Origin of the sequence: Dactylosporangium roseum (assembly GCF_025264685.1) — a bacterium.
In the GTDB taxonomy this organism is placed as follows: Bacteria; Actinomycetota; Actinomycetes; order Mycobacteriales; family Micromonosporaceae; genus Dactylosporangium; species Dactylosporangium roseum.
Window position 1 is genome coordinate 1,732,881 of record NZ_CP073721.1, and the last position, 23,341, is coordinate 1,756,221.

Below are 23,341 nucleotides of genomic sequence, written 5' to 3' on the forward strand. Positions count from 1 at the left end.
TCACTCAGCGGCTGGGCCACTTCGCTCGCCTCCCGTGGTTTGACAAGTGGCGCGATCATTCCTACGGGAAGAAGCTTCGCTGAGCGGGCGTGAAGTGGCGGTGAGGCGGACGACCCGTGGCACGAAACCGGTAGTCCGCGCGGCGATTAGACCTCCAACAGCACGGTCCGTGGCCCTACGTTCACGCTTTCCACCAGCATGTGAGTCCGGAATCGGCCGGTTCGCACCGTTGCGCCGCGGGCGCGAAGCTCCGCGCAGAAGTCCTCGATCAGCGGCTCCGCGACCTCCGGCCGGGCCGCCGCGATCCACGTCGGCCGCCGGCCCTTGCGGGCGTCGCCGTAGAGCGTGAACTGCGAGACGACGAGCAGGGGTACGCCGACGTCCGACGCCGACCGCTCGTCGTCCAGGATGCGCAGCTCGTGGACCTTGCGGGCCAGCGCCGCCGCCGTCGTGGCGGTGTCGCTGTGCGTGACGCCCACCAGGACGAGCAGGCCGTTCTCGATCGCACCGGCCACCTCGCCGTCGACCGTCACCGAGGCCCGGCTGACGGTCTGGACCAGGGCGCGCACGCTACGCCGCCGGGCCGGGCAGCAGGATGCCGCGCTCGACCAGGTGCGCGACGAGGGGCACGGCCACGTCGGCGAGCACCTCAGCCGGTACCGCATGCGCCGCCGCCAGCACGTCGACCTGATCCCGCAGGGTCACCGAACCGTCACAGGCGCCGACGAGCGCCAGCGCGACCGGGTCGACCTCCTCGATCCACCGCAGCCCGTCGGGCAGCATGAGGAGCTGCCGGTCGACCTCCCACCCCTCCGGCCCCTGGCTCGCCTCCTGCTGGAGCCGCAGGCCGGGCGCGGCGCGGAAGCGCGTGGCGAGCAGGTCGCCGTCGCGCAGGAAGTCCTGCCGGTCGAACCAGTCGCCGATCAGCGGGCCGAGCGGTCCGTCGACGGTCTGCCGCAGGTCCTCGATGCGCACCGTCGGGTCCTCGTGCCCGCCGGCCCGCAGTGTGACCAGCCCGAACCCGACCGCGTCCACCTTCCGGGCGTCGAACCAGTCCAGCCAGGAGGCGGCCAGCGCCGGTTGTACGCGCGGATCCTCCGACGCGTCCGTGAGCCAGAGGTTGACGTACGCGACCGGATCCGACACCTCGCGCTGGACGACCCACGCGTCCAGCCCGGTGCCGGCCAGCCAGCCGGCGACCCGGTCCTGCCACGACTCGCCGGCGACGTGCAGCCAGTTGGCGAGGAACTGCATGTGCCCGCCGTCGGCCAGCAGCCCCGGCGCCGCCGCCACCAGCTCGGCGCAGACCGCGTCACCCGGACGGCCGGAGTCGCGGTAGGTGTGCGCGGTCGTCCCGGGCCCGGCCACGAACGGCGGGTTGCTCACCACCAGGTCGAACCTGCGCCCTCGCACCGGCCCGGTGAGGTCGCCCCGGAGCAGTTCCCAGTCCAGCCCGTTCAGCGCGGCCGTGGTCGCCGCGAACCGCAGCGCCCGGGGCAGGACGTCGGTCGCGGTCACCCGCCGCGCGTGCGCCGACAGGTGCAGGGCCTGGACCCCGCAGCCCGTGCCGAGGTCGAGGGCGCTGCCCACCGGGTGACGCAGGGTCGCGGCGGCCAGCGTCGTCGAGGCGCCACCGATGCCCAGGACGTGGTCGCCGGGCAGCGGGCGGCCGGGCCGCATGCTCGCGGACAGGTCGGCGACGACCCACCAGTCGCCGTACGGCTCGAGCTCCACGGCGGCCCGCACACCGTCACCGTCGGCCTCCAGCAGCGGTAGCGCGGCCTCCAGCGGCAGCGGTGCCAGCGCGGCGGCGACCCGGGACAGCGGCTCGGTCTGGCCGCACACGAACAGCCGGATGAGCGTCGCGAGCCGGTCGCACTGCTCCTCGGTAATCTTGAGCGCGGCCCGGAAGTCGTTGCGCGCCAGCGCCGCGGTCGCGGCCGCGCCGAGGTGGTCCTTGATGCCCTGGGAGGTGTACTCCGCCGAGGTCAGCGCCTCGCGCAGCCGGGCAAGTCCGGTGGTGTCGAGCAGTGCGTCCACCCGTGACATCCTGCTACGTCAACGTTGGTCGATCCCAATGCAGGCGACGACCCGGTCCGCCTCGGGCGTCAGGAAGATCTGGAAGTGGGTCGGCGGATCCTCGACCTTCGCCTCGCCGGTGCGCAATGGACGGTCGCCCGAGGCCTGCAACTGGCGGATCGCCTCGTCGCCGCCCAGCATCGGGTTGCCGATCTTCGCCATGTGACGCGCTCGCCGCGAGTAACTGCGCGCGAGCTGGTCGGCGGGGAGGGTGTGGTCCCAGACGACATACTCGGCGCCAGCGCGGATGGCCTCGCCGCAGGCCACGAAGGCAGCACCCGGCTCCTCGGCGAGGAGCCGGACCAGTGCTTCACGCTCCATGCTCTATGTGACCATAAGGGTGGTCATTTCACTAGAAGCAGTTCTTCAATTGCGAGCGGATCGCCTGCGGGACGATGGTGTCGCAGACGCCGTCGGTGCCGCCGGTCACCGCGAGCCACATCTTCTTCGTGCCGTCGTAGTGGAACAGCACCGTCGCCGGATCCACGGTATCCGGCCGGGTCCGCGCGGTCGCGTAGTCCTGCGCGCAGCTAATGTCCGTGAGCCCGGCGCCGAGCACGAGGTGTGTCGACAGCTCCTTGTGCTGCCGGAACGCCTTTTCCAGCGTCGCGGCGTCCACCGGGCAGCCGGCCTGCGGGCTGGCGCCCGGCTTCGTCGGCGCCGGCCCTGTCTGCGGGACGGTCGACTCCTCGGCGGTCGGCGCGACGTTCGTCGGCGCGGCGCCGGATGGGCCGCCGCCGGAGCAGCCCGCGAGCGCACCGGCGACGGCAAGGGGGAGGAGGGATATCTTGAGCACGAGCGGCAATTTACGTCACTCTATGCTCCGGGGGCCAGCAGTTCTTGAGATGCGGCTGGATCGCAGCCGGCACGCTCGCCCCGCAGGCGTTGTCGGCCGGCGCACCTCGGCGACGACAACTCCGAACCTCGCGCCCGAATTATCGGCCTTGGTGGGGCTGACCGGCGCGGCGATGATCGGCTAGGACCGCTCGAAGCCTGTGAAGGTCGCCACGACCCGGCCGTCGGGGGCCAGCGCGTCGAGGCGGCCGTGGGCCAGGTTCGCGCTGCGGAACGAGAACGTCCGCACGCCCGGTTCCAGGTCGAGCAGCGGGACGGTGCGCGACAGCCCGCCGGGCGCCGACCGATAGCGCAACCGCGCCACCTCCGCGCCGGCCACGCCGTTGACCCGGACCTTGGTCTTCTCCCGCCGCACGAGAAAGCGCACCGGCTCGCCGGGGAGCGGGTCGGCGCTGAAGTAGAAGTACCGCGGGTTGGCCAGGTCGCTCGCCGAGTACGCCTTGAACGTCGGGTCGGCGCCCGCCGGCAACGGCAGCAGCGCGATCACGGTCAGCGCGACGGCGACCGCGGTCACCGGCCGCAGCCAGGCCCGGGAGCGCCGGACCGTGACGACCGCGGCGCCGCCGAAGCCGGCCAGGCAGACCGCGACGAGCCCGATCGAGCGGGCGTTCTCCAGCAGGAACTGCCAGCCGGGGTAGGTCGAGACGCCGCGGAGCACCGCGCCGAGCGACAGCGTCATGACCACGAGCAGCACCACCCCCGCGGCGCGCCGCCAGACGCCGTCGGTGGCGATGAGCAGCATCGCCGCCAGTACGGTCCAGACCTGGTGGTGCGTCCAGGACACCGGCGAGGCGGCGACCGTCGCGCAGCCGACCAGCACCGCCGCCCGGACGTGCTCGCCGTAGCGGTGCAGCCGGCAGGCCCGCAGCATGGCGGCGCCGCAGACGACGGCGATCAGCCCGGCCCAGACGAAGGGCAGGACGGCGGGGGAGACCCCGGCCCGCATGAGCATGCCGTGCACCGACTGGTTGCCCAGCGACGCGAGGTTGCCGATGCGCGAGGTCTCCAGCATGGTGCCGGACCAGTACGCCCAGCTATCGGCCGGCAGCAGTGCCGCCGCCAGCAGCCCGCACCCCGCGAACGCCCCGGCGGCCCGGGCCGCGTCCTTGTAGCGGCCGGTGATCAGGAAGTAGCCGACGAAGAGCAGCGGGGTCAGCTTGATCGCCGCGGCGACGCCGACGAGGATCCCGCGGTACCGCTCCGGCAGCAGCCCCATCGCGTCGACGAGGGCCAGCAGGACGATGAAGATGCTCACCTGGCCGAAGCGGAGGTTGCTCTGCACGGGCGCCGACACCAGCAGCGCACACGCCATGCCGGCCACCGCGAGCGGCCCGAGGCCCAGCCCGCGCCCGACGGACCGGGCGATGACCACGACGGCGGCGCAGGTCAGGGCGAGCCAGAGCAACTGCACGGCACCCTCGGGCAGCAGCGTGAGCGGCCGGAACAGCAGGACCGCGAACGGCGGGTAGGTGAACGGCCCGCCGTTCTCCGCGACGTAGCCGTAGAGCGGGTCTCCGGTGTTGACGGTCTCCGCGGCACCGTAGTAGATGTGCAGGTCCGACAGGCGCTGCGCGATCGGCCGCCGCATGACCAGCACGGACGACACCGCGGCGACGATCCCGAAGACCGACCAGGTGGCGACAGCTCTGCGCTCCAGCATCGCCTCAGGGTAGTGAGCCTCCGCAGACGAGGCTCGCCGCTGACGCCAAGCCGTCACCGGCGGCGTCGCCGAGCTCGTGGCACAGGGTGACGCCGACCGGCAAAATGTTCGGCATGGCCATCACGCTGCCGATCGACGACGACGCCAACCAGTTGCTGACGCGCAGCCCGCTCGCGCTGCTCATCGGCATGGTTCTCGACCAACAGGTGCCGCTGGAGAAGGCGTTCTCCTCGCCGCACGTGCTCGCGCGGCGAATCGGGCACGAGCCCACCGCCGAGGAACTCGCGGCCTACGATCCCGAGGCGCTGGTCGAGATCTTCGCCCGGACGCCGGCCCTGCATCGGTTCCCGAAGGCGATGGCGGCCCGGGTGCGGGAGGTCTGCCAGGCACTCGTCGACCGGTACGACGGCGACGCCGCGGGGCTCTGGGGCGGCGTCGAGACCGGGCAGGAGTTGCTCCGGCGGGTCGGCGCGCTGCCCGGGTTCGGCAAGCAGAAGGCGCAGATCTTCGTCGCGCTGCTCGGCAAGCAGTACGGCGTGCGGCCCGACGGCTGGCGTGCGGCCGCCGGTGCGTACGGCGAGCAGGGTTCGTACCGCTCGGTCGCCGACATCGTCGACGCCGCGTCCCTGGCCAAGGTCCGCGAGTACAAACAGGCCATGAAGGCCGCCGCGAAGACGAAAGCCTAGAGGCGTACACCCCGGGTGCGGTTGCAACCCGGGGGCCGTAGGGTGCCTACCGTGCTGAAGGGTTTCCGGGATTTCATCACGCGCGGCAACGTGATCGAGCTTGCCGTCGCCGTTGTCATCGGCGCCGCCTTCAACGGCGTCGTCACCACGTTCACCAAGTCGTTCCTCGAACCGCTGATCAAGCTGACCGGTGGCATCGGCCTCTCCGACAAGCGGCAGGGCCTCCCGATCGGCAGCCAGGTCCTCGAGTGGCCGGCGTTCGTCAACTCGGTGATCACCTTCCTGTTCACCGCGGCGACCGTGTACTTCCTGGTCGTACTGCCGATGAACAAGCTCGCGGAGCGCCGCAAGCGCGGGGTTGCGCCGGAGCCGGCGGCGCCGAGCGACGAGGTGCGGCTGCTCACCGAGATCCGAGACCTGCTCCAGACCGGCACCACCGAGCGTGAGCGCAACGCGGGTGGGGTGCCCGCGGGCGGTGCTCACTCGGTGCCGGTGAAACCGACGGACGTCTGAGCTCCTCCCTCACGGTCCGGGCTGCGGGCGTGGCAGACTCGGGGGTAATGGCACGCAGGGAACGACCCCAGTTGATCACCGACGCGGCCCGCAGTCCCGAGCAGGAGCTCCGCGAGCGCGAGGTGCGGTATGTGCTCATGATGCTGCTCCGGGCCGTCTGCGTGGTGGTCGCGGCCATCCTGGTCGCGACCCGCCCACCGCTGCTCTGGCTCTGGCTCACCCTGTGCATCGTCGGCGCGGTGGTCCTGCCGTGGGCCGCGGTTCTCCTCGCCAACGACAAGGCCCCGCGCCCCGAGCACCAGCTCCGCAACAAGCTCCACCGCCAGCCCACGTCCCACCCCGACCCGGCCCACGCGCTCCACGACCGCGAGCACCGGATCATCGACGTCGAGAAGTGACCGCCCTTCGGTGGGTCACGGCCGGCCGCCGAGCCGGCTGACGGCGGCCGCGCCGAGCTCGTTGCCCCGTCGCAGGGCCTCCGCCGGCGGCGCGCCACCGAGCCACGCCGCCAGATAACCGGCGGCGAAGGCGTCGCCCGCACCCGTCGGATCCACCACCTCGCCCACCGCCACCGCGGCGACGTGCACAGGTGCCTCCGCCGTCCGAGCCGCCCAGGTGGCGCCGCCGGCGCCCGACTTCACGACCACCTGGCCGGCGTGCTCCAGCAGGGCCGTGGCCAGCTCGCCGGGAGTGCCGTCCGAGCCGGCGATCACCCGCGCCTCGTCGAGGTTGGCCAGCAGGAGGTCGGCCCAGGGCAGCATCCTCGCGCCCGCGTGTGCCAAGGGAGCGGCCGACGCGGCGTCCAGACTCGTGGTCATGCCACGCCGCCGCGCCTCGTCCAGCGCGTGCCGGCCCGCCGGCGCGCAGTCCGGGTCGAACAGCACGTATGCCGAAACATGCAGGTGCCGCGCGCCCGGATGGTCGAGGGCCCGGTCCGCGTCGGCTGGGGAGAGGAGCCGATTGGCGCCCCGGTCGGTGAACATTGTGCGCTCGTCGTCCGAGGTGAGCACGACCACCGTGCCGGTGCTCGCGCCGGGCACCCGGCGGACCGACGTGCGCACCCCGGCGGCGTGGAGCTCGGCGAGCCGCGCGTCGCCCGGCTCGTCGGCGCCGGCCACACCCGCGAACACGACGGGGTGGCCGGTCGACGCCAGCCAGGCGGCGGTGTTCGCCGCGGAGCCGCCGCCGTTGATCCGCACGGCGGCGATGGTGTCCGAACCGATGGCGAGAGGACCCTCGTGCACGGTCAGGATGTCGGTGACCACGTCACCGATCACGACGACCGTCACAGGGCCGCCGCGATGCGGGCCGCCAGCCGGGCGTTGCGCAGGATGATCCGGACGTTGACGTCGAGGCTCTTGCCCTCGGTGGCCGAGTGGAAGTGCGCGAGGAGGTACGGGGTGACCTCCTTGCCGGTCACGCCGTCCCGTTCGAGTCCGGCCAGACCCTCGGCGAGCACCCGATCGTGCAGCGCCGGATCGAGTTGCTCGTCGGCCGGGAGCGGATTGGCCACGACCAGCGCCCCGTCGTGCACCTCGTGGGTGCGCGCGGCACGGATGAGGTCGGCGACGCTCTCCGGGTCGTCGACGGACCAGTCGAGGTCGAAGCCGGCGTCGGTGAGGTAGAAGCCGGGGAACCGCCGCGTGCCGTAGCCGACGACGCTGACGCCGAGGGTCTCCAGCCGCTCCAGGGTCGCCCCGACGTCGAGGATCGACTTGACGCCCGCGCAGACGATCGTGATCGGCAGGCGGGACAGCGCGGTCAGGTCGGCCGACTCGTCGAACGTGGCCGAGGCGTCGCGGTGGACACCGCCGAGGCCGCCGGTGGCGAACACCGGGATGCCCGCCTTCGTGGCGATCGCCGAGGTGGCGGCGACCGTGGTGGCGCCGTCGGCGCGGGCCGCGGCGGCCGGGGCCAGGTCACGCACGGACAGCTTGACCACGTCGTCACTGCCGGCCAGGTGGTGGATCTCACCCTCGTCGAGGCCGACCACGATCTCGCCGCCGATCATGCCGATCGTGGCGGGGACGGCGCCCTCGGCCCGAACCGTCGCCTCGATCTCTTTCGCGACGGCCAGGTTGGCCGGGCGCGGCAGCCCGTGCGAGATGATCGTGCTCTCGAGCGCGACGATGGGCGCGCCGGCGGCGCGGGCCGCCTCGACTTCGGGGCCGAACCGGATGACATGGTTGATCACCAGCCCACCATAGCCCCGCCTCGGCGGGCCGAACCCGGTCGAGCCTGGCAGACTGGGAGCCGTGACGACCACACCCGAGAGCGATGGCGGGACCCTCCTCGACGAGCAGGTCGAGGAACGGACCGACTACCGGTACGACGAAGGCGACCACGAGAAGTTCGCGCACTACGTGCCGAAGGACAAAATGATGGAGGCCATGGTCAACGGCACTCCGGTCCGCGCGTTGTGCGGAAAGCTCTGGGTTCCCACGCGTGACGCGAGCCGGTTCCCGGTGTGCCCGGTGTGCAAGGACATCTACGAGAACGTCGTCCAGAACGACGATCCGTCGTAGTGACGTTCGGCGCGTGCCGGGGCCTCACCGGCGCGCGCCCGCTAGGCTGACAAACGCCTTCGAGGTCCACGACCCGGAGGCGTTTTCATGCGTGGTCGTCTCGAGGGGGTCGCATGCCGCCGCGTCCGGTGGTGCAGCAAGGTCAGACGCTCCGGGTGTGGCAGCGCAAGGCGCTCATGGAGTACCTGCGCGGCAAGCGTGAGGACTTCCTGGCGGTCGCGACGCCGGGCGCCGGCAAGACCACGTTCGCGCTGCGGGTGGCCCTGGAGCTGTTCGCCGACGGCACGATCGACAACCTGACCGTGGTCACCCCGACCGAGCACCTGAAGACGCAGTGGGCGGAAGCCGCGGCACGGGTCGGCGTCGACCTCGACGCCGGGTTCCGCAACTCCGACGTCCACGCGTCGTCCGACTTCCACGGCACCGTCGTCACCTATGCCCAGGTCGGCATCGCACCGGCGGTACACAAGCGGCGCACGATCACGCGGAAGACTCTCGTGGTCCTCGACGAGATCCATCACGCCGGCGACTCGCGCTCCTGGGGCGACGGGGTGCGGGCCGCGTTCGAGCCGGCCGTGCGGCGGCTGATGCTGACCGGCACACCGTTTCGTTCCGACGAAAATCCGATCCCCTTCGTGCAGTACGAGCGGGGCATGGACGGCCTGCAACGCTCCCGCGCCGACACCGTGTACGGATACGCCGACGCGCTGCAGGACGGCGTCGTCCGGCCGGTGATCTTCCTGGCGTACTCGGGCGAGACCCGCTGGCGCACCTCCGCCGGTGACGAGTTGGCCGCGCGGCTCGGTGAGCCGATGACGCAGGACCTCATCGCGCAGGCGTGGCGGACCGCCCTCGACCCGACCGGCGAATGGATGCAGCAGGTCCTGCGCGCGGCCGACGCACGCCTGCAAAACCTGCGCGCCGGTGGCATACCCGACGCCGGTGGCCTGGTCATCGCGAGCGACCAGCAGTCGGCCCGCTCCTACGCGAAGGTCCTCGGCGAGATCACCGGCGAGAAGGCCGTGGTCGTCCTCTCCGACGACGTCGGCGCCTCGGGCCGGATCGCGGCGTTCGCCGCCTCGCGGGAGCGGTGGATGGTCGCCGTCCGCATGGTGTCCGAGGGCGTCGACATCCCGCGGCTGGCCGTCGGCGTCTACGCGACGAGCGCGTCGACCCCGCTGTTCTTCGCCCAGGCCATCGGCCGGTTCGTCCGCGCACGCCGCCAGGGCGAGACGGCCACGGTGTTCGTGCCCAGCGTGCCGCACCTGCTGGAGCTCGCCAGCGAGATGGAGGCCCAGCGCAACCACGTCCTCGGCGAGCCGAAGACGAAGGACGGCCTCGACGACGACCTGATCGAGCGCGCCCAGCGAGCCGAGGACGCGAGCGGCGAGCTGGAGAAGCGCTTCGAGGCCCTGTCCGCGACGGCCGAGCTCGACCAGATCATCTTCGACGGCGCGACCTTCGGCCTGCCGGCGCAGGCGGGGACCCCTGAGGAGGAGGAGTACCTCGGGCTGCCCGGCCTGCTGACCCCCGACCAGGTGTCGGCGCTGTTGTCGAAGCGCCAGGCGGAGCAGCTCGCGGCCCAGCAACGCAGCGCTCCGGCCGCGACGGTCGCGGAGCCGGCACCGGCACAGCCCCGCACGGCGGGCGAGCGCCGGATCGTCCTGCGCCGCCAGCTCAACACCCTGGTGGCCGCCCACCACCACCGCACGGGCCTGCCGCACGGCAAGATCCACGCCGAGCTGCGCCGCCTGTGCGGCGGCCCGCCCAGCGCCCAGGCGACGATCGAGCAGTTGGAAGAACGGATAGCCACGATCCAGACCCTGTAGCACCCGCCCCGCCCCGATCCCATGATCATGGGGTCGCCCGGACCGGAGCACGCCGCCCCGGCTCCAGCGGCGACCGCGACCGACAGATACCACCAGCACGACTGTGCGTCACCATCCGAGCCTGGCCCGGGAGTGGATCCATCCGGTGCGGACCGGGGCCCGTGGGCTGGAGCTGTGGTCGCTGGCGGGGCGGGCTGAAAAAAGCGCACAGGGCGTCCCCCGGAAGGGGCACCCTGTGCCACGTAGGTATTTGTCAGCTAGCCGAAAGCTCGGTCCCACGCCACGCGAAGTCCGGGGCGACGGCTACCTCTACCGCGATCTTGACCAGTTTGTCGGCGTACTTGTTGGCGTGATGTCCACAGAAGATCAGGTCGCCGCCTTCGGCGAGCCGGACTCGGAGTTTCCCTGCCGCGTTGCAGCGGTCGCACCGTTCATCGGCGGCGGGGGGTGCCGCCGTCTCCGGTGGCGGCGTGAGGGTCGGGGTCATCGCCTTCCTCCTCTGATCGTCACCGACGAACGCTTCCTTGCGTCGTTCACAATTCGTTCAACACCAGGTTGCCCGACATCGTTCCCGGGTGGTGTGCGGGACCGATGTCACATTTCCGTCGAGTCTCGCGGGGATCGGTGCAACCCCCGCTACGCCTTCCTATCGCGCCCCGGCTGCGATCACAAGTGGGTTGGCGCGTCGCCACCGGTCTGGAATGCCCTCAGTGACCCGAAACACACCCGGGCCGCCCCAAAAGGGACAGCCCGGGTTCGCCACAAGCGAAAACTCAGTCGAGATAGTCCCGGAGGACCTGCGAGCGCGACGGGTGGCGCAGCTTGGACATCGTCTTCGATTCGATCTGGCGGATCCGCTCGCGCGTCACGCCGTACACCTGGCCGATCTCGTCGAGCGTGCGAGGCTGGCCGTCGGTGAGCCCGAACCGGAGCCGCACCACGCCGGCCTCGCGCTCCGACAGCGTCTGCAGCACCTGCTGGAGCTGGTCCTGCAGCAGCGAGAAGGACACCGCGTCGACCGCGACGACCGCCTCGGAGTCCTCGATGAAGTCACCGAGCTGGCTGTCGCCCTCGTCGCCGATCGTCTGGTCGAGGGAGATCGGCTCACGCGCATACTGCTGGATCTCCAGCACCTTCTCCGGCGTGATGTCCATCTCCTTGGCCAGCTCCTCCGGGGTGGGCTCACGGCCCAGGTCCTGGAGCAGCTCGCGCTGGATGCGGCCGAGCTTGTTGATCACCTCGACCATGTGCACCGGGATGCGGATGGTGCGGGCCTGGTCGGCCATGGCGCGGGTGATGGCCTGCCGGATCCACCAGGTGGCGTAGGTGGAGAACTTGTAGCCCTTGGTGTAGTCGAACTTCTCGACGGCGCGGATGAGGCCGAGGTTGCCCTCCTGGATGAGGTCCAGGAACGCCATGCCGCGGCCCGTATACCGCTTGGCGAGCGAGACGACCAGCCGGAGGTTGGCCTCCAGCAGGTGGTTCTTGGCGCGCTCGCCGTCGCGGGAGATCCACATGAAGTCCCGCGAGGCCGGCATCTTCATCGGCTCGCCCGACTCCTCGGCCGCCCGCAGGCGCTCCGCGGCGTAGAGCCCGGCCTCGATCCGTTTGGCGAGCTCGACCTCCTGCTCCGCGTTGAGCAGGGGGACCTTGCCGATCTGCTTCAGGTAGGCCCGCACGGAGTCGGCCGACGCGGTGAGCTCGGCGTCGCGCCGGGCCTGCTTCAGCGCCTCGGACTCGTCGTCGTCCCACGCGAAGTCGTCGTCGGTCGCGTTGGCCTCGGCGTCCGCCTCGGCTTTGGCGACTTCGGCCGGCTCCTCGGCGGCGACGTCCTCGATCTCGGCCGCCAACGCCTCGGCGTCGAGCTCCTCGAGATCCGGCTCGTCGCCGCCCGCGGCCGGGGCCGCAGGGTCCGCGGCCTCACCGGGGGACGCCTTCTTCGTGGCGGCGACCTTGGCCGGCGCGGCCTTCTTGGCGGGCGCCGCCTTTGTCGTGGCCTTCTTCGCCGGCGGGGCCTTCTTGGCCGGAGCGGCGGGTGCAGCGGAGGGCGCCTCGGGCGCGGCCTTCTTCACGGGGACCTTCTTCACCGCCGTCTCGTCCTGTGGGGAGTCGACGGCTGTCAGCGGCTTGGGCGGCGCCTTGCGGGCCGGTGCGGCCTTGGCAGTGGCCGCCTTGGATGCCGGCGTGGCCGACCGGGCGGCGGCAACCTTGCGCCGGCCGTGGGCGGAGTCGTCGACCACGACGGTCACACCCGCCTCGGCCAGGCTCCGGAGCAGCTTCTTCGCATGCGCGGGGGTTACGTCTGCGGTGTCGACCGCCTGCGCGACCTCTGCCGACGTGAGGTGGCCTCCGTTGGCGGCGGCACGCGCGATCAGCGTGTCGGCGAGGGAGCGTACGTCGACGCTGGGCTGGTGAGCTGCTGTCACGAACGACCTTCCGGTGCGATGAGCGAGCGACGGCCGGTGCGGCCGGGTTCGCGCACGGCGCGGCCGTGCTGAGTGGCCGGGTTGCTTTGGTGGCACCCGTGCGCTGTGCCTCCGGGGTGGATTCACAAGCGACAGCGGGCAGCGCGTGAATTGTAACGCTCTCTCGCGCCAACATCCCGTCTTGTGGACCCCGAACTCGCCTGTTGTGACCGAACGGATGGGCTCGAATCGGACCCCGGGGGGCTTTGTAAGGATAGTGACCATGGAACTTCTGGCTCTCGCCGTCTCCATCGTCCGCTCCGCGGCAGCGCTCGCCAACCGAATGCGGGCCGAGGGCGTCGCGGCGGTGGCGACCAAGTCCACGGCCACCGATGTGGTCACCGCCGCCGACCGGGCGGTCGAGCGCCACGTCCGCGAGGCGCTGCTCGCCGCCCGGCCCCATGATGTGGTACTGGGTGAGGAGTTCGGTGGCGGGCAGGGCGAGGCCCCGGTGCGCTGGATCCTCGACCCGATCGACGGCACCGTGAACTACCTCTACGACCTGCCGCAATACGCGGTCTCCCTGGCCGCGGAGGTGAACGGCGAGGTGGTCGCCGGGGTGGTCCGCAACGCGGCCACCGGCAAGGAGTGGACCGCCGTCCGCGGCGGCGGGGCCTTCATCGGCGACCGGCGCCTCACCGGCTCGGCCGAGACCGACCTGTCACAGGCGCTGGTCGGCACGGGGTTCGGCTATGCGGCGGAACGACGCCTGCACCAGGCCAAGGTGCTCGCCGGGCTGATCGCCGACGTCCGTGACGTGCGCCGGATGGGCGCCGCGTCGATCGACCTCTGCCTCGTGGCGGAGGGCGGCCTCGACGCCTACTACGAGAAGGGCCTCAACCCGTGGGACCACGCGGCGGGTGGCCTCGTCGCCGCGGAGGCGGGTGTGCTGGTGACCGGCCTCGACGGCGCGCCGCCCGGGCCGGACATGGTGGTCGCGGCGCCGCCGGCGCTGCACGCACCGCTGCACGAGCGCCTGGTGAGGCTGGACGCGGCCGGCGGGCCGTGACCGTCACCCCTCGGCCGCGCAGGTGCCCTCGGGCAGCGTCGGGTTGCCCAGGGCGCCGATCGCCTGGTTGACCTCGGTGGTGGTGGGCAGTTGCTGGAACTGGCCGCCGATGATCACGTCGACCCGGTCGTCCTGCCGCGCCTTGTCGAACTCGTTGCGGGACTGGTTGAGGAAGTATGCCCGCACGAGCCACGCGGCGCCCACGGCCTGCGGCCCGAAGCGGATGACGGCCACCACGTCGGTGGGCTTGGTCACCGCCGGGCTGGGCTGCGCGGTCTGGACCTTCGCCTCCTTGAACTTGCGGGCGAGGAAGTCCTGCGACACGTTGCCGGCCAGACCGGGCTTGTTCGTGGCGTTGTAGATGTTGAGCTTGACCTCTTCGGGGGTCGGCAACTTCGCGTTGGCCACGACGGCGCCCTCGGCGCATTTCTCGGCGGACTGCGGACTGCTCTGACGATCCTTGACCAGGGCGACGACCACGAACACCGCTGCGGCGACGACCAGGATGCCAATCACCACGAGTGCTCTGACTCGCGCAAAACTCATGGTCTGCTCCCGCGCCGCTACGACTCCGTCACCAGAAGGACGCTCTGGCTGCCGGAGAGGTTAGCGCCTGTCGGCCGCCGATGTTGAAGTCCCACCCGACATACCACAAAGTTCCCACTCGTCGTCGCGGTACGACTCCGCACGGACACTGTCGGGTGGCGGTATCGTCGCATCGCCGCTGCGCGGGGACCCGTTCGGCGCCGGGAAGATCGTTGTGTCGCCTCGGTCACATTGGGAACAAGTTTCCGCGCATGGGCGTACAACAAACGGCACAAGGGCGGTAAGGTACGCCGCTCGTTGGACGTTACACCGGGCGCGAAACCTACGGGCGACACGAAATAGGAGTGTGAACACCGATGGCCACCGACTACGACGCGCCACGACGCGACGAGGTCGACCTCGGGGAGGACAGCCTCGAGGAGCTGAAGTCCCGCCGGACGGACGCACAGTCCGCGATCGTCGACGTCGACGACTCCGACATCGCGGAGAACTTCGAACTGCCGGGTGCCGACCTGGCCGACGAGGACATGACGGTGAAGGTCCTGCCGATGCAGGCCGACGAGTTCCGCTGCTCGCGGTGCTTCCTGGTGCACCACCGCAGCCAGTTGGCGGCCGAGCGAAACGGGGAGCTGATCTGCCGCGAATGCGCGTGATCCGGATGTTGATCACGCGGAGGTGGCGCCGGCGTGCTTGAGTCATGAACGGCAACGGTCCGCACCCCCCGGAGGTTGACGATGGTGCAGTCGGTCCCCGCCGACGAGGCGGCCGAGAACGAGCCCGTCAACGAGGCGGAGCTCACCAACGCCGTCGCGGCCCTCACCGAGGAGGACATCGCCCCCAGAGAGCGGCGGCGTCAGTTGGGCCGCCTCGTGCGGCTGGAGGTCCGCGAGCGCGGGATCAAGGACCTGTTCCGGCCGAAGAGGGCGATCAACTGGGTGACCGACTCGGTGACGCGGGTCGCGCCGTACATCCCCGTGCGCGACCTGGAAACCCTGAAGGCGCACCACGGCGGTCTCGAGGGTGACGCGCTCGCCGAGCGGCTGGTCCGCAACGCCTCACGGGTCACCGCGGGCATCGGCGCCGCCGGCGGCGGCGTGGCCGCGGTCGAGTGGGCTGTGACACCCTCGCTGCTCTCGGCCCCTGTCCTGCTGGCGGCCGAGACGGTGGCCGTCGTCGCGGTGGAGATGAAGCTCATCGGCGAGCTGCACGCGGTCTACGGCCGCCCCATCGAGGGCAACGGCACCCAGCGCGCGTTCGCACTGATCCAGGCCTGGGCAGAGCGCCGCGGGGTCAATCCCCTGCGCATCGGCGGCAGCGTCGCCGCCGCGATGGGCACCGCGCTGCGCAAGGAGCTGCGCGATCGGCTGCTGAGACGCTTCGGGCGCAATCTGAGCACCCTGGGGCCCTTCTTGACCGGCGCGGCGGTCGGCGGCTTCCTGAACCGCCGGGCGACGCTCGCGCTCGGCGCGGACATCCGCAAGGACCTGCGGAAGTCAGCGGGCCCGCGCGTCATCGAGGGCTGAGCGCAGCGCCTCCGGGTGGCGGGTGCTGATCAGCCAGTACGGCGTGGGATCGGCCTCGTCGAGCACCTGCACGCGCACAGCGCCGCCGATCCAGGGCCGCTGGACGACGAAGGCCTCCGGATCGGCGTAGGGGCCGAGCAGGTCCCGCTTCTCGGTCGCGGACACCGCCGTCACCTCGCCGACGTACCGCAGGGGGATGTGCGCGTCGTCGACCCGCAGCTCGCCGTTGGACACCTCGACGCGGATGCGGCCCAGCCACCACAGCCCCACGGTGGCCAGGGGCAGCAGGACGAGGTACGGGATCCAGGTCGCCACGCCGGGTGCCCCCAGCCTGACCTCGGCCGCCAGCAGTCCGGCGAACGCCACCGCGGGCAGCCAGAGCCACCAGGCGACGGTGAGACGCTCACGGTACGGGTTCGGCTGTGCCACGAGTGCGAGGGTACGTGTTCGCGTGCCCGGAGGACCCGGCAGGATGGAGGCATGGTGACGGAGGTGCTCATCCAGCGGCTCGTGCCCGACCTGCCGCTCCCGGCGTACGCACACCCCGGCGACGCCGGCGCCGACCTGGTCGCGGCCGAGAGCGTCGAGCTCGCCCCGGGCGAGCGGGCGCTGGTCCGCACGGGCATCGCGATCGCCCTGCCCGAGGGCCACGTGGGCCTTGTGCACCCGAGGTCCGGGCTGGCGGCCCGGCTCGGGGTGACGGTGCTCAACGCGCCGGGGACGGTCGACGCCGGGTACCGGGGCGAGATCCTGGTGAACCTGGTCAATCACGATCGGGTGACCACGGCGAAGATCAGCCGAGGTGACCGGATTGCGCAGCTTGTGATTCAACGCGTGGAGCGGGCACACTTCCACGTCGTCGACGACCTTCCCGATACTGTGCGCGGGGCTGGTGGCCACGGGTCCACCGGCGGGCATGCCGGACTGGCGCCGGCAGCGAACTTGGAGGCAGAGCAGTGATCTTCTCGCGCAATCGCGGGAGCGGACGGCACGCCAAGGCCGACACCCGTCCGGGTGCCCCGCGCCGGGCAGAGCCCGACCTCGACCCCATCGAGGACGACGAGGTCGAGGCCCCGGTGAGCGGCAAGTCCGAGCGGATCGAAGGTCCGTACGACGTCGCCGAGGCGCCCGAAGGGATCGCCCAGCTCGACCTCGGCGCGCTGAAGGTGCCGGCGGTCGACGGTGTCGAGGTCCGGGTCCAGGCCGACAACGACGGCAAGATCCAGCAGATCGTGCTCGTCGCGGGCGACAGCGCGTTGCAGCTCGGCGTGTTCGCCGCGCCGCGCAGCGAGGGCATCTGGGACGAGGTCCGCGGCGAGATCCGCAAGCAGTTGTTCAACGACGGTGTCGCGGCCGAGGAGGTCGACGGCGACTACGGCATCGAGCTTCGTGCCCGGGTCCGCGCCCCGGAGGGGCTGACCGACATCCGGTTCGTGGGCGTCGACGGGCCGCGCTGGTTGGTCCGCGCCGTCTTCCAGGGCCCGGCGGCGGTCGACCCGTCCGTCGCCCCGCCGCTGCTGGAGTGCCTGCGCAACCTGGTCGTCGACCGGGGTCACGAGGCGATGCCGGTGCGCGAGCCGCTGCCGCTGCGCCTGCCCAAGGAGATCACCGATGGCGAGGCCGGGCCGGACTCGGCGGACTCGGCGGATCCGGGGTCGGGCGGGGCACCGGCGGACGGCGAGGAGCCCGGGCGCAGAAAGCCGTCACCCCGGCCTCGTCGCAAATAGCGAAATTGCGCGTACCGTCGTATCGAGGGTGTCATGACAGCCAAGGAGGGTGGCACCGTCATCATGGCCACGGACAGCGACAGCGCGGTGGAGCAGCGGGGGCTGCGGAAGTTTCTGCGTCGCCTGACGGCGAGCGAGGCGGAGCTCGACGCCGAGGAACTGCAGCGCGACGCCAAGGAGTGCGGGAGCATGCCGGCGCTGGCATGCCGCCGGGGTCAGATGGTGAGCCTGAAGGGACGGCTGCGTACCGTCGTCTACACCCCGCGCACCAACCTCCCTACGCTGGAGGCGGAGCTCTTCGACGGCAGCGATCTGGTCACACTGGTGTGGCTGGGCCGGCGGCACATCGCCGGCATCGAGCCGGGTCGGGCGATCACGGCGAAGGGGCGCATTGCGGTCCGCGATGGCCGTAAGGTGCTCTACAACCCGTATTACGAGCTCGATACCCCTCGATAGACCGACGCGGATGAGGCCGGATGCAGCAAGGCGGTAAGACCAGCACCCAGACCGAGGAGGAGCAGCTCCCGTCCTTTTCGGTCCAGATGTCGGAGCAACTGGGCGGGGTGCGCGGGCTCGTCGAGTCCAGCATTCCGATCACGCTCTTCATCGTGGTCAACTTTCTCGGCGACCATTTCAAGTGGTGGTCCCTGCGCACCTCGCTGATCATCGCGGTGGGCGCCGCGCTGTCCATGGCGGCCTATCGGCTGAGCCGGCGTGAGCCCACCCGGCACGCCTTCAACGGCGTGTTCGGCATCGCCGTCGGTGCGTACATCGCCTGGAAGAGCGGCGACGCGAAGGACATCTACCTGCCGGGCATGTTCCTCAGCGCCGGCTACGTCGTGGGCATGCTGGCGTCGGTCGTGTTCGGCCGGCCGCTGGTCGGCTGGCTGTGGTCGGTGATGCTGGACAAGGGCGGCACCCGCTGGTACGACAACCCGCGCCTGCGCCGGGCGTTCGTCTGGCTGACGGTCCTCTGGGCGTTCGTCTACGCCGCGAAGCTGGGCGTGCAGGTGCTGCTCTACCGCGACACCGCCGAAAACGCCGACGATCTGCTCGGTGTGGTCCGGCTGGCGTTGGGCTGGCCACCCTATGCGCTGCTGGCCGCCCTGACGGTCTGGCAGGCCCGCCGGATCCTGCGCAGCGAGGCGGCAGCCGAGTCACGTTGACCTTGGTCGACCCGGCGAGCCGGGCGACGGTCAGTAGTGCTTGTTTCGCGTCTTCTCGACGCTGTCGGCGCCCAGCATCACGACACGGACGGCGTCCTCCATCTCGGACGTCACCACGAAGATCAGCTCGTCGCCGGCCTCCAGCGGGTCGTCCGGGGTCGGGACCAGGACTCGCCGGCCGCGCAGGATCGCGACCAGGGCCGAGTCGTGGGGGAGCGGGACGTCGCGGACCGGGTGGCCGACATACGGGGCCGACTCGGGCAGCGTGATCTCCACCAGGTTGGCCTCGGACTGGCGGAACGTCATCAGGCGGACCAGGTCGCCGACCGACACCGCCTCCTCGACCAGCGCGGCCATGAGCCGCGGCTTCGAGACGGAGACGTCGACACCCCACTGCTCGTTGAACAGCCACTCGTTCTCGGCCCGGTTGATGCGGGCCACCACCCGTGGCACCGCGAACTCGGTCTTCGCCAGCAGTGACACCACCAGGTTGACCTTGTCGTCGCCGGTCGCGGCCACCACGACGTCACAGGAGGAGAGGTCGGCCTCCTGGAGGCTGGACAGCTCGCAGGCGTCGGCGAGGATCCACTCCGCGGCCGGCACCCGCTCCGGGCGCACCATGCTCGGCACCCGCTCGATCAGCATGACCTGGTGGCCGTTGTCGACCAGTTCCCTGGCGATGGAGCGCCCCACGTTGCCGGCCCCGGCGATCGCGATCCGCATGGGTCAGTGTCCCCCTTCGGGCGCCAGGCTGGTGACCTTGCTCACCGGGCCGGCCGTCTCGGCGGTGACGAGCATGAAGGCCAGGTCGCCGTCCTGGATCACGGTCGACTCGGTCGGCAACATCGCGAGACCGAACCGCATGAGGTAGGCGAGGCGGGCGCCGCTGCGCCGCTCGAGCGCGCCGACGGTGTGGCCGATCCAGTCGGGGTGCATCGGCACCTCGACGATCGAGACGGTGCTCGTCGGGTCGCGCCAGACCTCGACGTTGCCCTCGGGGACCAGGTGGCGCAGCATCCGGTCGGCGGTCCAGCGCACCGTCGCCACCGTCGGGATGCCGAGCCGCTCGTAGACCTCGGCGCGCTTCGGGTCGTAGATGCGGGCCACGACCCGCTCGACGCCGAACGTCTCGCGCGCCACGCGGGCCGAGATGATGTTGGAGTTGTCGCCGGAGGAGACCGCGGCGAACCCGTCGGCCCGCTCGATGCCGGCCTGGAGCAGCACCTCGCGGTCGAATCCGACACCGGTGACCGTCGTGCCGGTGAACTCCGAGCCCAGCCGGCGGAATGCGTCCGCGTCGATGTCGATCACCGCGACCGTGTGCCCGCGATTTTCGAGGATCTGGGCCAGCGTGGACCCCACGCGGCCGCATCCCATGATCACGACGTGCACGTCCCCGCCTCCGTGTCGAATGAGCACTCGCCGTTGAGCATGTCATGGTCCGGCCAGACCGGTGCATCGGGAGGCGTGACGGCCCGTACGCTTAGATGTCGTGGCCAGTCCGACCTCCCTGTTGAAGCGGCTGCTCCTGGGTCGACCGTTCCGCTCTGACCGGCTCAAGCACACGCTGCTGCCGAAGCGCATCGCGCTGCCGGTGTTCGCCTCCGACGCCCTGTCGTCGGTGGCCTATGCCCCCGACGAGATCCTGTTGACGCTCTCCATCGCCGGCGCGTCGGCGTTCTTGATCTCGCCGTGGATCGGTGCCGCCGTCGCAGTGGTGATGCTCACAGTCGTGGCGAGCTATCGGCAGAACGTGCACGCCTACCCGTCGGGCGGCGGTGACTACGAGGTGGCGTCGGTCAACCTGGGCCCGCGCTTCGGCGTGGCGGTCGCGAGCGCGCTGCTCGTCGACTACGTGCTGACCGTGGCCGTGTCGACCGCCTCGGGCGTGGCCAACCTCGGCTCCGTCGTCCCGTGGGTCGCCACCCACAAGGTCGCCATCTCGATCATCGCGATCGCGCTGCTGACCGCGGTGAACCTGCGGGGCATCCGGGAGTCGGGCGCGGCGTTCGCCGTCCCGACCTACGGGTTCATGATCGTCATGATCGGCATGCTGGTGACCGGCCTCATCAAGATCTTCGTCCTCGGTGAGGATCTGCGGGCGCCCAGCGCCGGCCTGGTCATCCACGCCGAGGAGGCGCACATGACCGGGCTCGCCATGGCGTTTCTGCTGCTGCGGACGTTCTCCTCCGGCTGTGCCGCGCTGACCGGTGTCGAGGCCATCTCCAACGGCGTCCCGGCGTTCAAGGAACCCAAGAGCAGAAACGCGGCGACCACGCTGCTGCTGCTCGGCTCGATCTCGATCACCATGCTGCTCGGCATCATCCTGCTGGCCCGCAAGACCGGCCTGCAGTTCGTCGAGAGCCCGGACCAGATCGTGAGCGGCCCCGCCAACTACGTGCAGAAGACCGTCACCACCCAGCTCGGCGAGACGGTGTTCGGCGCCGGATCGATCATGCTCTACGTGGTCGCGGTGATCACCGCGCTGATCCTGTTCCTGGCCGCGAACACCGCCTTCAACGGCTTCCCGGTGCTCGGCTCGATCCTCGCGCAGGACCGCTACCTGCCCCGCCAGTTGCACACCCGCGGCGACCGGCTCGCGTTCTCCAACGGCATCGTCCTGCTGGCACTGGCCGCCATGGTGCTGATCATCGGGTTCAAGGGCGAGGTCACGCGCCTGATCCAGCTCTACATCGTCGGCGTCTTCGTCTCGTTCACGCTCTCCCAGGCGGGCATGATCCGGCACTGGAACCGCCTGCTGCGGACCGTCCGCGACCGGCAGACCCGCAACCGGATGATCCGCTCCCGCACGATCAACATGATCGGGCTCTCGATGACCAGCGCCGTCCTCGTGGTCGTGCTGGTCACCAAGTTCCTGCTCGGCGCGTACATCGCCATCATCGCGATGATCGTCATCTACTTCCTGATGGTCGGCATCAAGAGGCACTACGACACCGTCGCGCGGGAGCTGACGCCAGCGCAGGACCGGCCGGTCCTGCCGTCGCGCAACCACGCCGTCGTCCTGGTCAGCAAGGTGCACCGGCCCACGCTGCGCGCCGTCGCCTACGCGCAGGCCACCCGGCCGGACAGCATCACCGCGCTGACCGTCAACGTCGACGACCACGACACCCGGCAACTCCAGCAGGACTGGGAGCGCCGTGGCATCCCGGTCCCGCTGACGGTCGTCGACAGCCCGTACCGGGAGATCAACCGCCCGATCCTCGACTTCGTGCGCAACAAGCGCCGCGACGCGCCACGTGACGTGGTGACCGTCTTCATCCCCGAATACGTCGTCGGGCGCTGGTGGGAACACCTCCTGCACAACCAGAGCGCGCTGCGGCTCAAGGGCCGGTTGCTCTTCGAGCCCGGTGTGATGGTCACGAGCGTGCCGTGGCAGCTCAGCTCGCTGCAGGACGTCGACCTCGACAAGATGGACGCGACGCTGAGCCGAGGCCCGAAGCGCGGCCCGCGCTCGCCCTCCACCACGCCGGCCGCGACCCGGTCGGCGACCGCGATCACCGCCGCGTCACCGGAGCACCGTGATTCTTGAGCTGGAGGTCGGGCCGGTCGCGCACGGCGGCCACTGCGTCGCACGGCACGAGGGGCAGGTTGTCTTCGTCCGGCACGCCCTGCCCGGCGAGCGGGTGCTGGCCCGGGTGACCGAGGAGCGGCGCGGCTTCCTGCGCGCCGACGCGATCGAGATCCTGCTGGCGTCGCCCGACCGCGTCATCCCGCCCTGCCCCTTCGCCGGACCGGGCGCCTGCGGCGGCTGCGACTGGCAGCACGCCGATCCCGGCGCCCAGCGCCGGCTCAAGCAACACGTCATCGAGGAGCAGTTGGCGCGCCTCGCCGGCGTTTCCGCGACGGTACCCGTGGAGCCGCTGCCCGGCGGGCCGCTCGGCTGGCGGACACGGGTCCAGTACGCCGTCGGCCGGGACGGACGGCCCGGGTTCCACCGGCACCGCTCGTCCGGCATCGTCCCGGTCGACCGCTGCCGGATCGCGCATCCGGCCGTGCAGGCGCTGCCCGTACTGCGGGAAAACTGGCCGCCGGGATCGTCGGTCGAGGCCGTGCGCTCCTCGGTGGGTGACACGGCCGTCATCACGCGCGACTCCCGCACCGGCGGGATCGCGTCGCCCGTGCCGAAGGTCCGCGAGACGGTCGGCGACCGCACCTGGAACCTCGACGCGAGCGGCTTCTGGCAGGTCCATCCCCACGCGGTGACGGCCTTCACCGAGACGGTGCTCGACATGCTGCGGCCGGCCGAGGGCGAACGGGCCTGGGACCTGTACGGCGGCGCCGGTGTCTTCGCCGCCGCCCTGGCACCGCACTGCGGCCCGGTGACCGTGGTCGAGGCGGACCGCCGCGCGGTGGCCACCGGGCAGCGCGCACTGCGTGACCTGTCGAATGTCCGCTTCGCCCGCGGTGATGTGGCCGCCGTGCTGGCGAACCCGAACTGGCGCGGCGTCGACGTGGTGGTGCTGGACCCGCCCCGGGCGGGCGCCGGACGCGCGGTGGTCGAGAAGATCGTGGCGCGCTCGCCGCGGGCGGTGGCCTACGTGGCCTGCGACCCGGCGGCCGTCGCCCGCGACGTCCGAACGTTCCGCGACCACGGCTACGACCTCACCGGGGTCCGCGCGTTCGACAGCTTCCCGATGACCCACCACTTCGAGACGATCGGCCTGCTGGAGCGCCGCTGACGCCGAGATCCGCTCTCCGCGGGCCAGGCCAGCGGCTCCTCCCCGGCGGCGAGCTCCA

General features: G+C 71.2%; 27 protein-coding genes. 14 read left to right on the top strand and 13 right to left on the bottom strand.

What is annotated here, in order from left to right; genetic code table 11:
- Nucleotides 1-146 precede the first annotated feature (146 nt).
- From dtd to Drose_RS08855, 5 genes are all read right to left on the bottom strand, one after another.
- Complete coding sequence (dtd, locus tag Drose_RS08835; protein ID WP_260727682.1) at nucleotides 147-569, bottom strand: D-aminoacyl-tRNA deacylase; 423 nt, start codon at nucleotides 567-569, stop codon at nucleotides 147-149.
- A gap of 1 nt (nucleotide 570) precedes the next feature.
- Complete coding sequence (locus Drose_RS08840) at nucleotides 571-2,049, bottom strand: DUF7782 domain-containing protein (protein ID WP_260727683.1); 1,479 nt, start codon at nucleotides 2,047-2,049, stop codon at nucleotides 571-573.
- Nucleotides 2,050-2,058: 9 nt separating this feature from the next.
- Nucleotides 2,059-2,400: a hypothetical protein gene (locus tag Drose_RS08845; RefSeq protein ID WP_260727684.1), complete on the bottom strand. Its 342-nt coding sequence runs from the start codon at nucleotides 2,398-2,400 to the stop codon at nucleotides 2,059-2,061.
- A 31-nt stretch (nucleotides 2,401-2,431) separates the two neighbouring features.
- On the bottom strand, nucleotides 2,432-2,875 hold the full coding sequence (locus Drose_RS08850; RefSeq protein ID WP_260727685.1) for a hypothetical protein: 444 nt from the start codon (nucleotides 2,873-2,875) through the stop codon (nucleotides 2,432-2,434).
- Nucleotides 2,876-3,055: 180 nt separating this feature from the next.
- On the bottom strand, nucleotides 3,056-4,594 hold the full coding sequence (locus Drose_RS08855) for a glycosyltransferase 87 family protein (RefSeq protein WP_260727686.1): 1,539 nt from the start codon (nucleotides 4,592-4,594) through the stop codon (nucleotides 3,056-3,058).
- 113 nt (nucleotides 4,595-4,707) lie between these two features.
- Here Drose_RS08855 and Drose_RS08860 point away from each other — a divergent pair, with 113 nt between their 5' ends.
- From Drose_RS08860 to Drose_RS08870, 3 genes are read left to right on the top strand one after another with little or no spacing between them, the layout of a single operon-like run.
- Nucleotides 4,708-5,280, top strand: a complete 573-nt coding sequence (locus tag Drose_RS08860) for an HhH-GPD-type base excision DNA repair protein (protein WP_260727687.1) — start codon at nucleotides 4,708-4,710, stop codon at nucleotides 5,278-5,280.
- A 51-nt stretch (nucleotides 5,281-5,331) separates the two neighbouring features.
- Complete coding sequence (mscL, locus tag Drose_RS08865; protein ID WP_260727688.1) at nucleotides 5,332-5,793, top strand: large conductance mechanosensitive channel protein MscL; 462 nt, start codon at nucleotides 5,332-5,334, stop codon at nucleotides 5,791-5,793.
- Between the two features lie 47 nt (nucleotides 5,794-5,840).
- Nucleotides 5,841-6,191, top strand: coding sequence for a DUF3099 domain-containing protein (locus Drose_RS08870; RefSeq protein ID WP_260727689.1), 351 nt, complete (start codon nucleotides 5,841-5,843; stop codon nucleotides 6,189-6,191).
- Between the two features lie 15 nt (nucleotides 6,192-6,206).
- On the opposite strand, the gene Drose_RS08875 is transcribed toward Drose_RS08870, so the two are convergent.
- Nucleotides 6,207-7,082, bottom strand: a complete 876-nt coding sequence (locus tag Drose_RS08875) for a carbohydrate kinase family protein (protein ID WP_260727690.1) — start codon at nucleotides 7,080-7,082, stop codon at nucleotides 6,207-6,209.
- Nucleotides 7,079-7,987 carry a pseudouridine-5'-phosphate glycosidase gene (locus Drose_RS08880; RefSeq protein ID WP_260727691.1) on the bottom strand — a complete coding sequence of 303 codons (909 nt, stop codon included), beginning with the start codon at nucleotides 7,985-7,987 and terminating at the stop codon, nucleotides 7,079-7,081. Before Drose_RS08880 ends, Drose_RS08875 begins: the two co-directional genes overlap by 4 nt.
- 61 nt (nucleotides 7,988-8,048) lie before the next feature.
- Here Drose_RS08880 and Drose_RS08885 point away from each other — a divergent pair, with 61 nt between their 5' ends.
- Complete coding sequence (locus tag Drose_RS08885; RefSeq protein ID WP_260727692.1) at nucleotides 8,049-8,318, top strand: DUF3039 domain-containing protein; 270 nt, start codon at nucleotides 8,049-8,051, stop codon at nucleotides 8,316-8,318.
- Nucleotides 8,319-8,431: 113 nt separating this feature from the next.
- On the top strand, nucleotides 8,432-10,147 hold the full coding sequence (locus Drose_RS08890; RefSeq protein ID WP_260727693.1) for a DEAD/DEAH box helicase: 1,716 nt from the start codon (nucleotides 8,432-8,434) through the stop codon (nucleotides 10,145-10,147).
- A 253-nt stretch (nucleotides 10,148-10,400) separates the two neighbouring features.
- Here the strand turns inward: Drose_RS08890 and Drose_RS08895 are convergent, their stop codons facing one another.
- A complete protein-coding gene (locus tag Drose_RS08895) occupies nucleotides 10,401-10,634 on the bottom strand; it encodes a DUF7455 domain-containing protein (RefSeq protein ID WP_260727694.1) in 234 nt (77 codons plus the stop codon).
- 286 nt (nucleotides 10,635-10,920) lie between these two features.
- The gene (locus Drose_RS08900; RefSeq protein ID WP_260727695.1) at nucleotides 10,921-12,573 is read right to left on the bottom strand and encodes an RNA polymerase sigma factor; all 1,653 of its coding nucleotides are present in this window, start codon (nucleotides 12,571-12,573) and stop codon (nucleotides 10,921-10,923) included.
- Between the two features lie 262 nt (nucleotides 12,574-12,835).
- On the opposite strand from Drose_RS08900, the gene Drose_RS08905 reads away from it, so the two are divergent.
- Entirely contained in the window at nucleotides 12,836-13,621 is a 786-nt protein-coding gene (locus Drose_RS08905) for an inositol monophosphatase family protein (RefSeq protein WP_260727696.1), read from the top strand.
- 3 nt (nucleotides 13,622-13,624) lie between these two features.
- Here the strand turns inward: Drose_RS08905 and Drose_RS08910 are convergent, their stop codons facing one another.
- Nucleotides 13,625-14,167 (bottom strand): LytR C-terminal domain-containing protein, encoded by a 543-nt coding sequence (locus tag Drose_RS08910; protein ID WP_260727697.1) that lies wholly within the window; start codon nucleotides 14,165-14,167, stop codon nucleotides 13,625-13,627.
- A 356-nt stretch (nucleotides 14,168-14,523) separates the two neighbouring features.
- On the opposite strand from Drose_RS08910, the gene Drose_RS08915 reads away from it, so the two are divergent.
- On the top strand, nucleotides 14,524-14,820 hold the full coding sequence (locus Drose_RS08915) for a DUF4193 domain-containing protein (RefSeq protein ID WP_260727698.1): 297 nt from the start codon (nucleotides 14,524-14,526) through the stop codon (nucleotides 14,818-14,820).
- Between the two features lie 81 nt (nucleotides 14,821-14,901).
- Entirely contained in the window at nucleotides 14,902-15,690 is a 789-nt protein-coding gene (locus Drose_RS08920; protein WP_260727699.1) for a hypothetical protein, read from the top strand.
- On the opposite strand, the gene Drose_RS08925 is transcribed toward Drose_RS08920, so the two are convergent.
- Nucleotides 15,661-16,119 (bottom strand): DUF3093 domain-containing protein, encoded by a 459-nt coding sequence (locus Drose_RS08925; RefSeq protein ID WP_260727700.1) that lies wholly within the window; start codon nucleotides 16,117-16,119, stop codon nucleotides 15,661-15,663. The two genes, Drose_RS08920 and Drose_RS08925, sit on opposite strands and share 30 nt — an antisense overlap.
- 51 nt (nucleotides 16,120-16,170) lie before the next feature.
- Between Drose_RS08925 and dut the strand changes: the two genes are divergently transcribed.
- From dut to Drose_RS08945, 4 genes are all read left to right on the top strand, one after another.
- Nucleotides 16,171-16,650 carry a dUTP diphosphatase gene (gene dut, locus Drose_RS08930; protein WP_390891347.1) on the top strand — a complete coding sequence of 160 codons (480 nt, stop codon included), beginning with the start codon at nucleotides 16,171-16,173 and terminating at the stop codon, nucleotides 16,648-16,650.
- Entirely contained in the window at nucleotides 16,647-17,417 is a 771-nt protein-coding gene (locus tag Drose_RS08935; RefSeq protein ID WP_260727701.1) for a DUF3710 domain-containing protein, read from the top strand. Before dut ends, Drose_RS08935 begins: the two co-directional genes overlap by 4 nt.
- A gap of 63 nt (nucleotides 17,418-17,480) precedes the next feature.
- Nucleotides 17,481-17,873 (top strand): OB-fold nucleic acid binding domain-containing protein, encoded by a 393-nt coding sequence (locus Drose_RS08940; RefSeq protein ID WP_260729663.1) that lies wholly within the window; start codon nucleotides 17,481-17,483, stop codon nucleotides 17,871-17,873.
- Between the two features lie 20 nt (nucleotides 17,874-17,893).
- Nucleotides 17,894-18,583 carry a DUF3159 domain-containing protein gene (locus Drose_RS08945; protein ID WP_260727702.1) on the top strand — a complete coding sequence of 230 codons (690 nt, stop codon included), beginning with the start codon at nucleotides 17,894-17,896 and terminating at the stop codon, nucleotides 18,581-18,583.
- A gap of 30 nt (nucleotides 18,584-18,613) precedes the next feature.
- Here Drose_RS08945 and Drose_RS08950 read toward each other — a convergent pair whose 3' ends face one another.
- Complete coding sequence (locus Drose_RS08950) at nucleotides 18,614-19,306, bottom strand: potassium channel family protein (RefSeq protein ID WP_260727703.1); 693 nt, start codon at nucleotides 19,304-19,306, stop codon at nucleotides 18,614-18,616.
- 3 nt (nucleotides 19,307-19,309) lie between these two features.
- Nucleotides 19,310-19,975 (bottom strand): potassium channel family protein, encoded by a 666-nt coding sequence (locus Drose_RS08955; protein WP_260727704.1) that lies wholly within the window; start codon nucleotides 19,973-19,975, stop codon nucleotides 19,310-19,312.
- A gap of 100 nt (nucleotides 19,976-20,075) precedes the next feature.
- Between Drose_RS08955 and Drose_RS08960 the strand changes: the two genes are divergently transcribed.
- Nucleotides 20,076-22,133 (top strand): APC family permease, encoded by a 2,058-nt coding sequence (locus Drose_RS08960; protein WP_260727705.1) that lies wholly within the window; start codon nucleotides 20,076-20,078, stop codon nucleotides 22,131-22,133.
- Nucleotides 22,123-23,283 carry a class I SAM-dependent RNA methyltransferase gene (locus tag Drose_RS08965; RefSeq protein WP_260727706.1) on the top strand — a complete coding sequence of 387 codons (1,161 nt, stop codon included), beginning with the start codon at nucleotides 22,123-22,125 and terminating at the stop codon, nucleotides 23,281-23,283. Before Drose_RS08960 ends, Drose_RS08965 begins: the two co-directional genes overlap by 11 nt.
- Nucleotides 23,284-23,341: the final 58 nt, after the last annotated feature.

Coding starts and splice junctions, on each gene's coding strand:
- Drose_RS08840 (WP_260727683.1), bottom strand. CDS start 2,049: ATGTCACGGGTGGACGCACTGCTCGACACCACCGGACTTGCCCGGCTG.
- Drose_RS08845 (WP_260727684.1), bottom strand. CDS start 2,400: ATGGAGCGTGAAGCACTGGTCCGGCTCCTCGCCGAGGAGCCGGGTGCT.
- Drose_RS08855 (WP_260727686.1), bottom strand. CDS start 4,594: ATGCTGGAGCGCAGAGCTGTCGCCACCTGGTCGGTCTTCGGGATCGTC.
- Drose_RS08860 (WP_260727687.1), top strand. CDS start 4,708: ATGGCCATCACGCTGCCGATCGACGACGACGCCAACCAGTTGCTGACG.
- Drose_RS08870 (WP_260727689.1), top strand. CDS start 5,841: ATGGCACGCAGGGAACGACCCCAGTTGATCACCGACGCGGCCCGCAGT.
- Drose_RS08890 (WP_260727693.1), top strand. CDS start 8,432: ATGCCGCCGCGTCCGGTGGTGCAGCAAGGTCAGACGCTCCGGGTGTGG.
- Drose_RS08895 (WP_260727694.1), bottom strand. CDS start 10,634: ATGACCCCGACCCTCACGCCGCCACCGGAGACGGCGGCACCCCCCGCC.
- Drose_RS08905 (WP_260727696.1), top strand. CDS start 12,836: ATGGAACTTCTGGCTCTCGCCGTCTCCATCGTCCGCTCCGCGGCAGCG.
- Drose_RS08910 (WP_260727697.1), bottom strand. CDS start 14,167: ATGAGTTTTGCGCGAGTCAGAGCACTCGTGGTGATTGGCATCCTGGTC.
- Drose_RS08915 (WP_260727698.1), top strand. CDS start 14,524: ATGGCCACCGACTACGACGCGCCACGACGCGACGAGGTCGACCTCGGG.
- Drose_RS08920 (WP_260727699.1), top strand. CDS start 14,902: ATGGTGCAGTCGGTCCCCGCCGACGAGGCGGCCGAGAACGAGCCCGTC.
- dut (WP_390891347.1), top strand. CDS start 16,171: ATGGTGACGGAGGTGCTCATCCAGCGGCTCGTGCCCGACCTGCCGCTC.
- Drose_RS08940 (WP_260729663.1), top strand. CDS start 17,481: ATGGCCACGGACAGCGACAGCGCGGTGGAGCAGCGGGGGCTGCGGAAG.
- Drose_RS08945 (WP_260727702.1), top strand. CDS start 17,894: ATGCAGCAAGGCGGTAAGACCAGCACCCAGACCGAGGAGGAGCAGCTC.
- Drose_RS08950 (WP_260727703.1), bottom strand. CDS start 19,306: ATGCGGATCGCGATCGCCGGGGCCGGCAACGTGGGGCGCTCCATCGCC.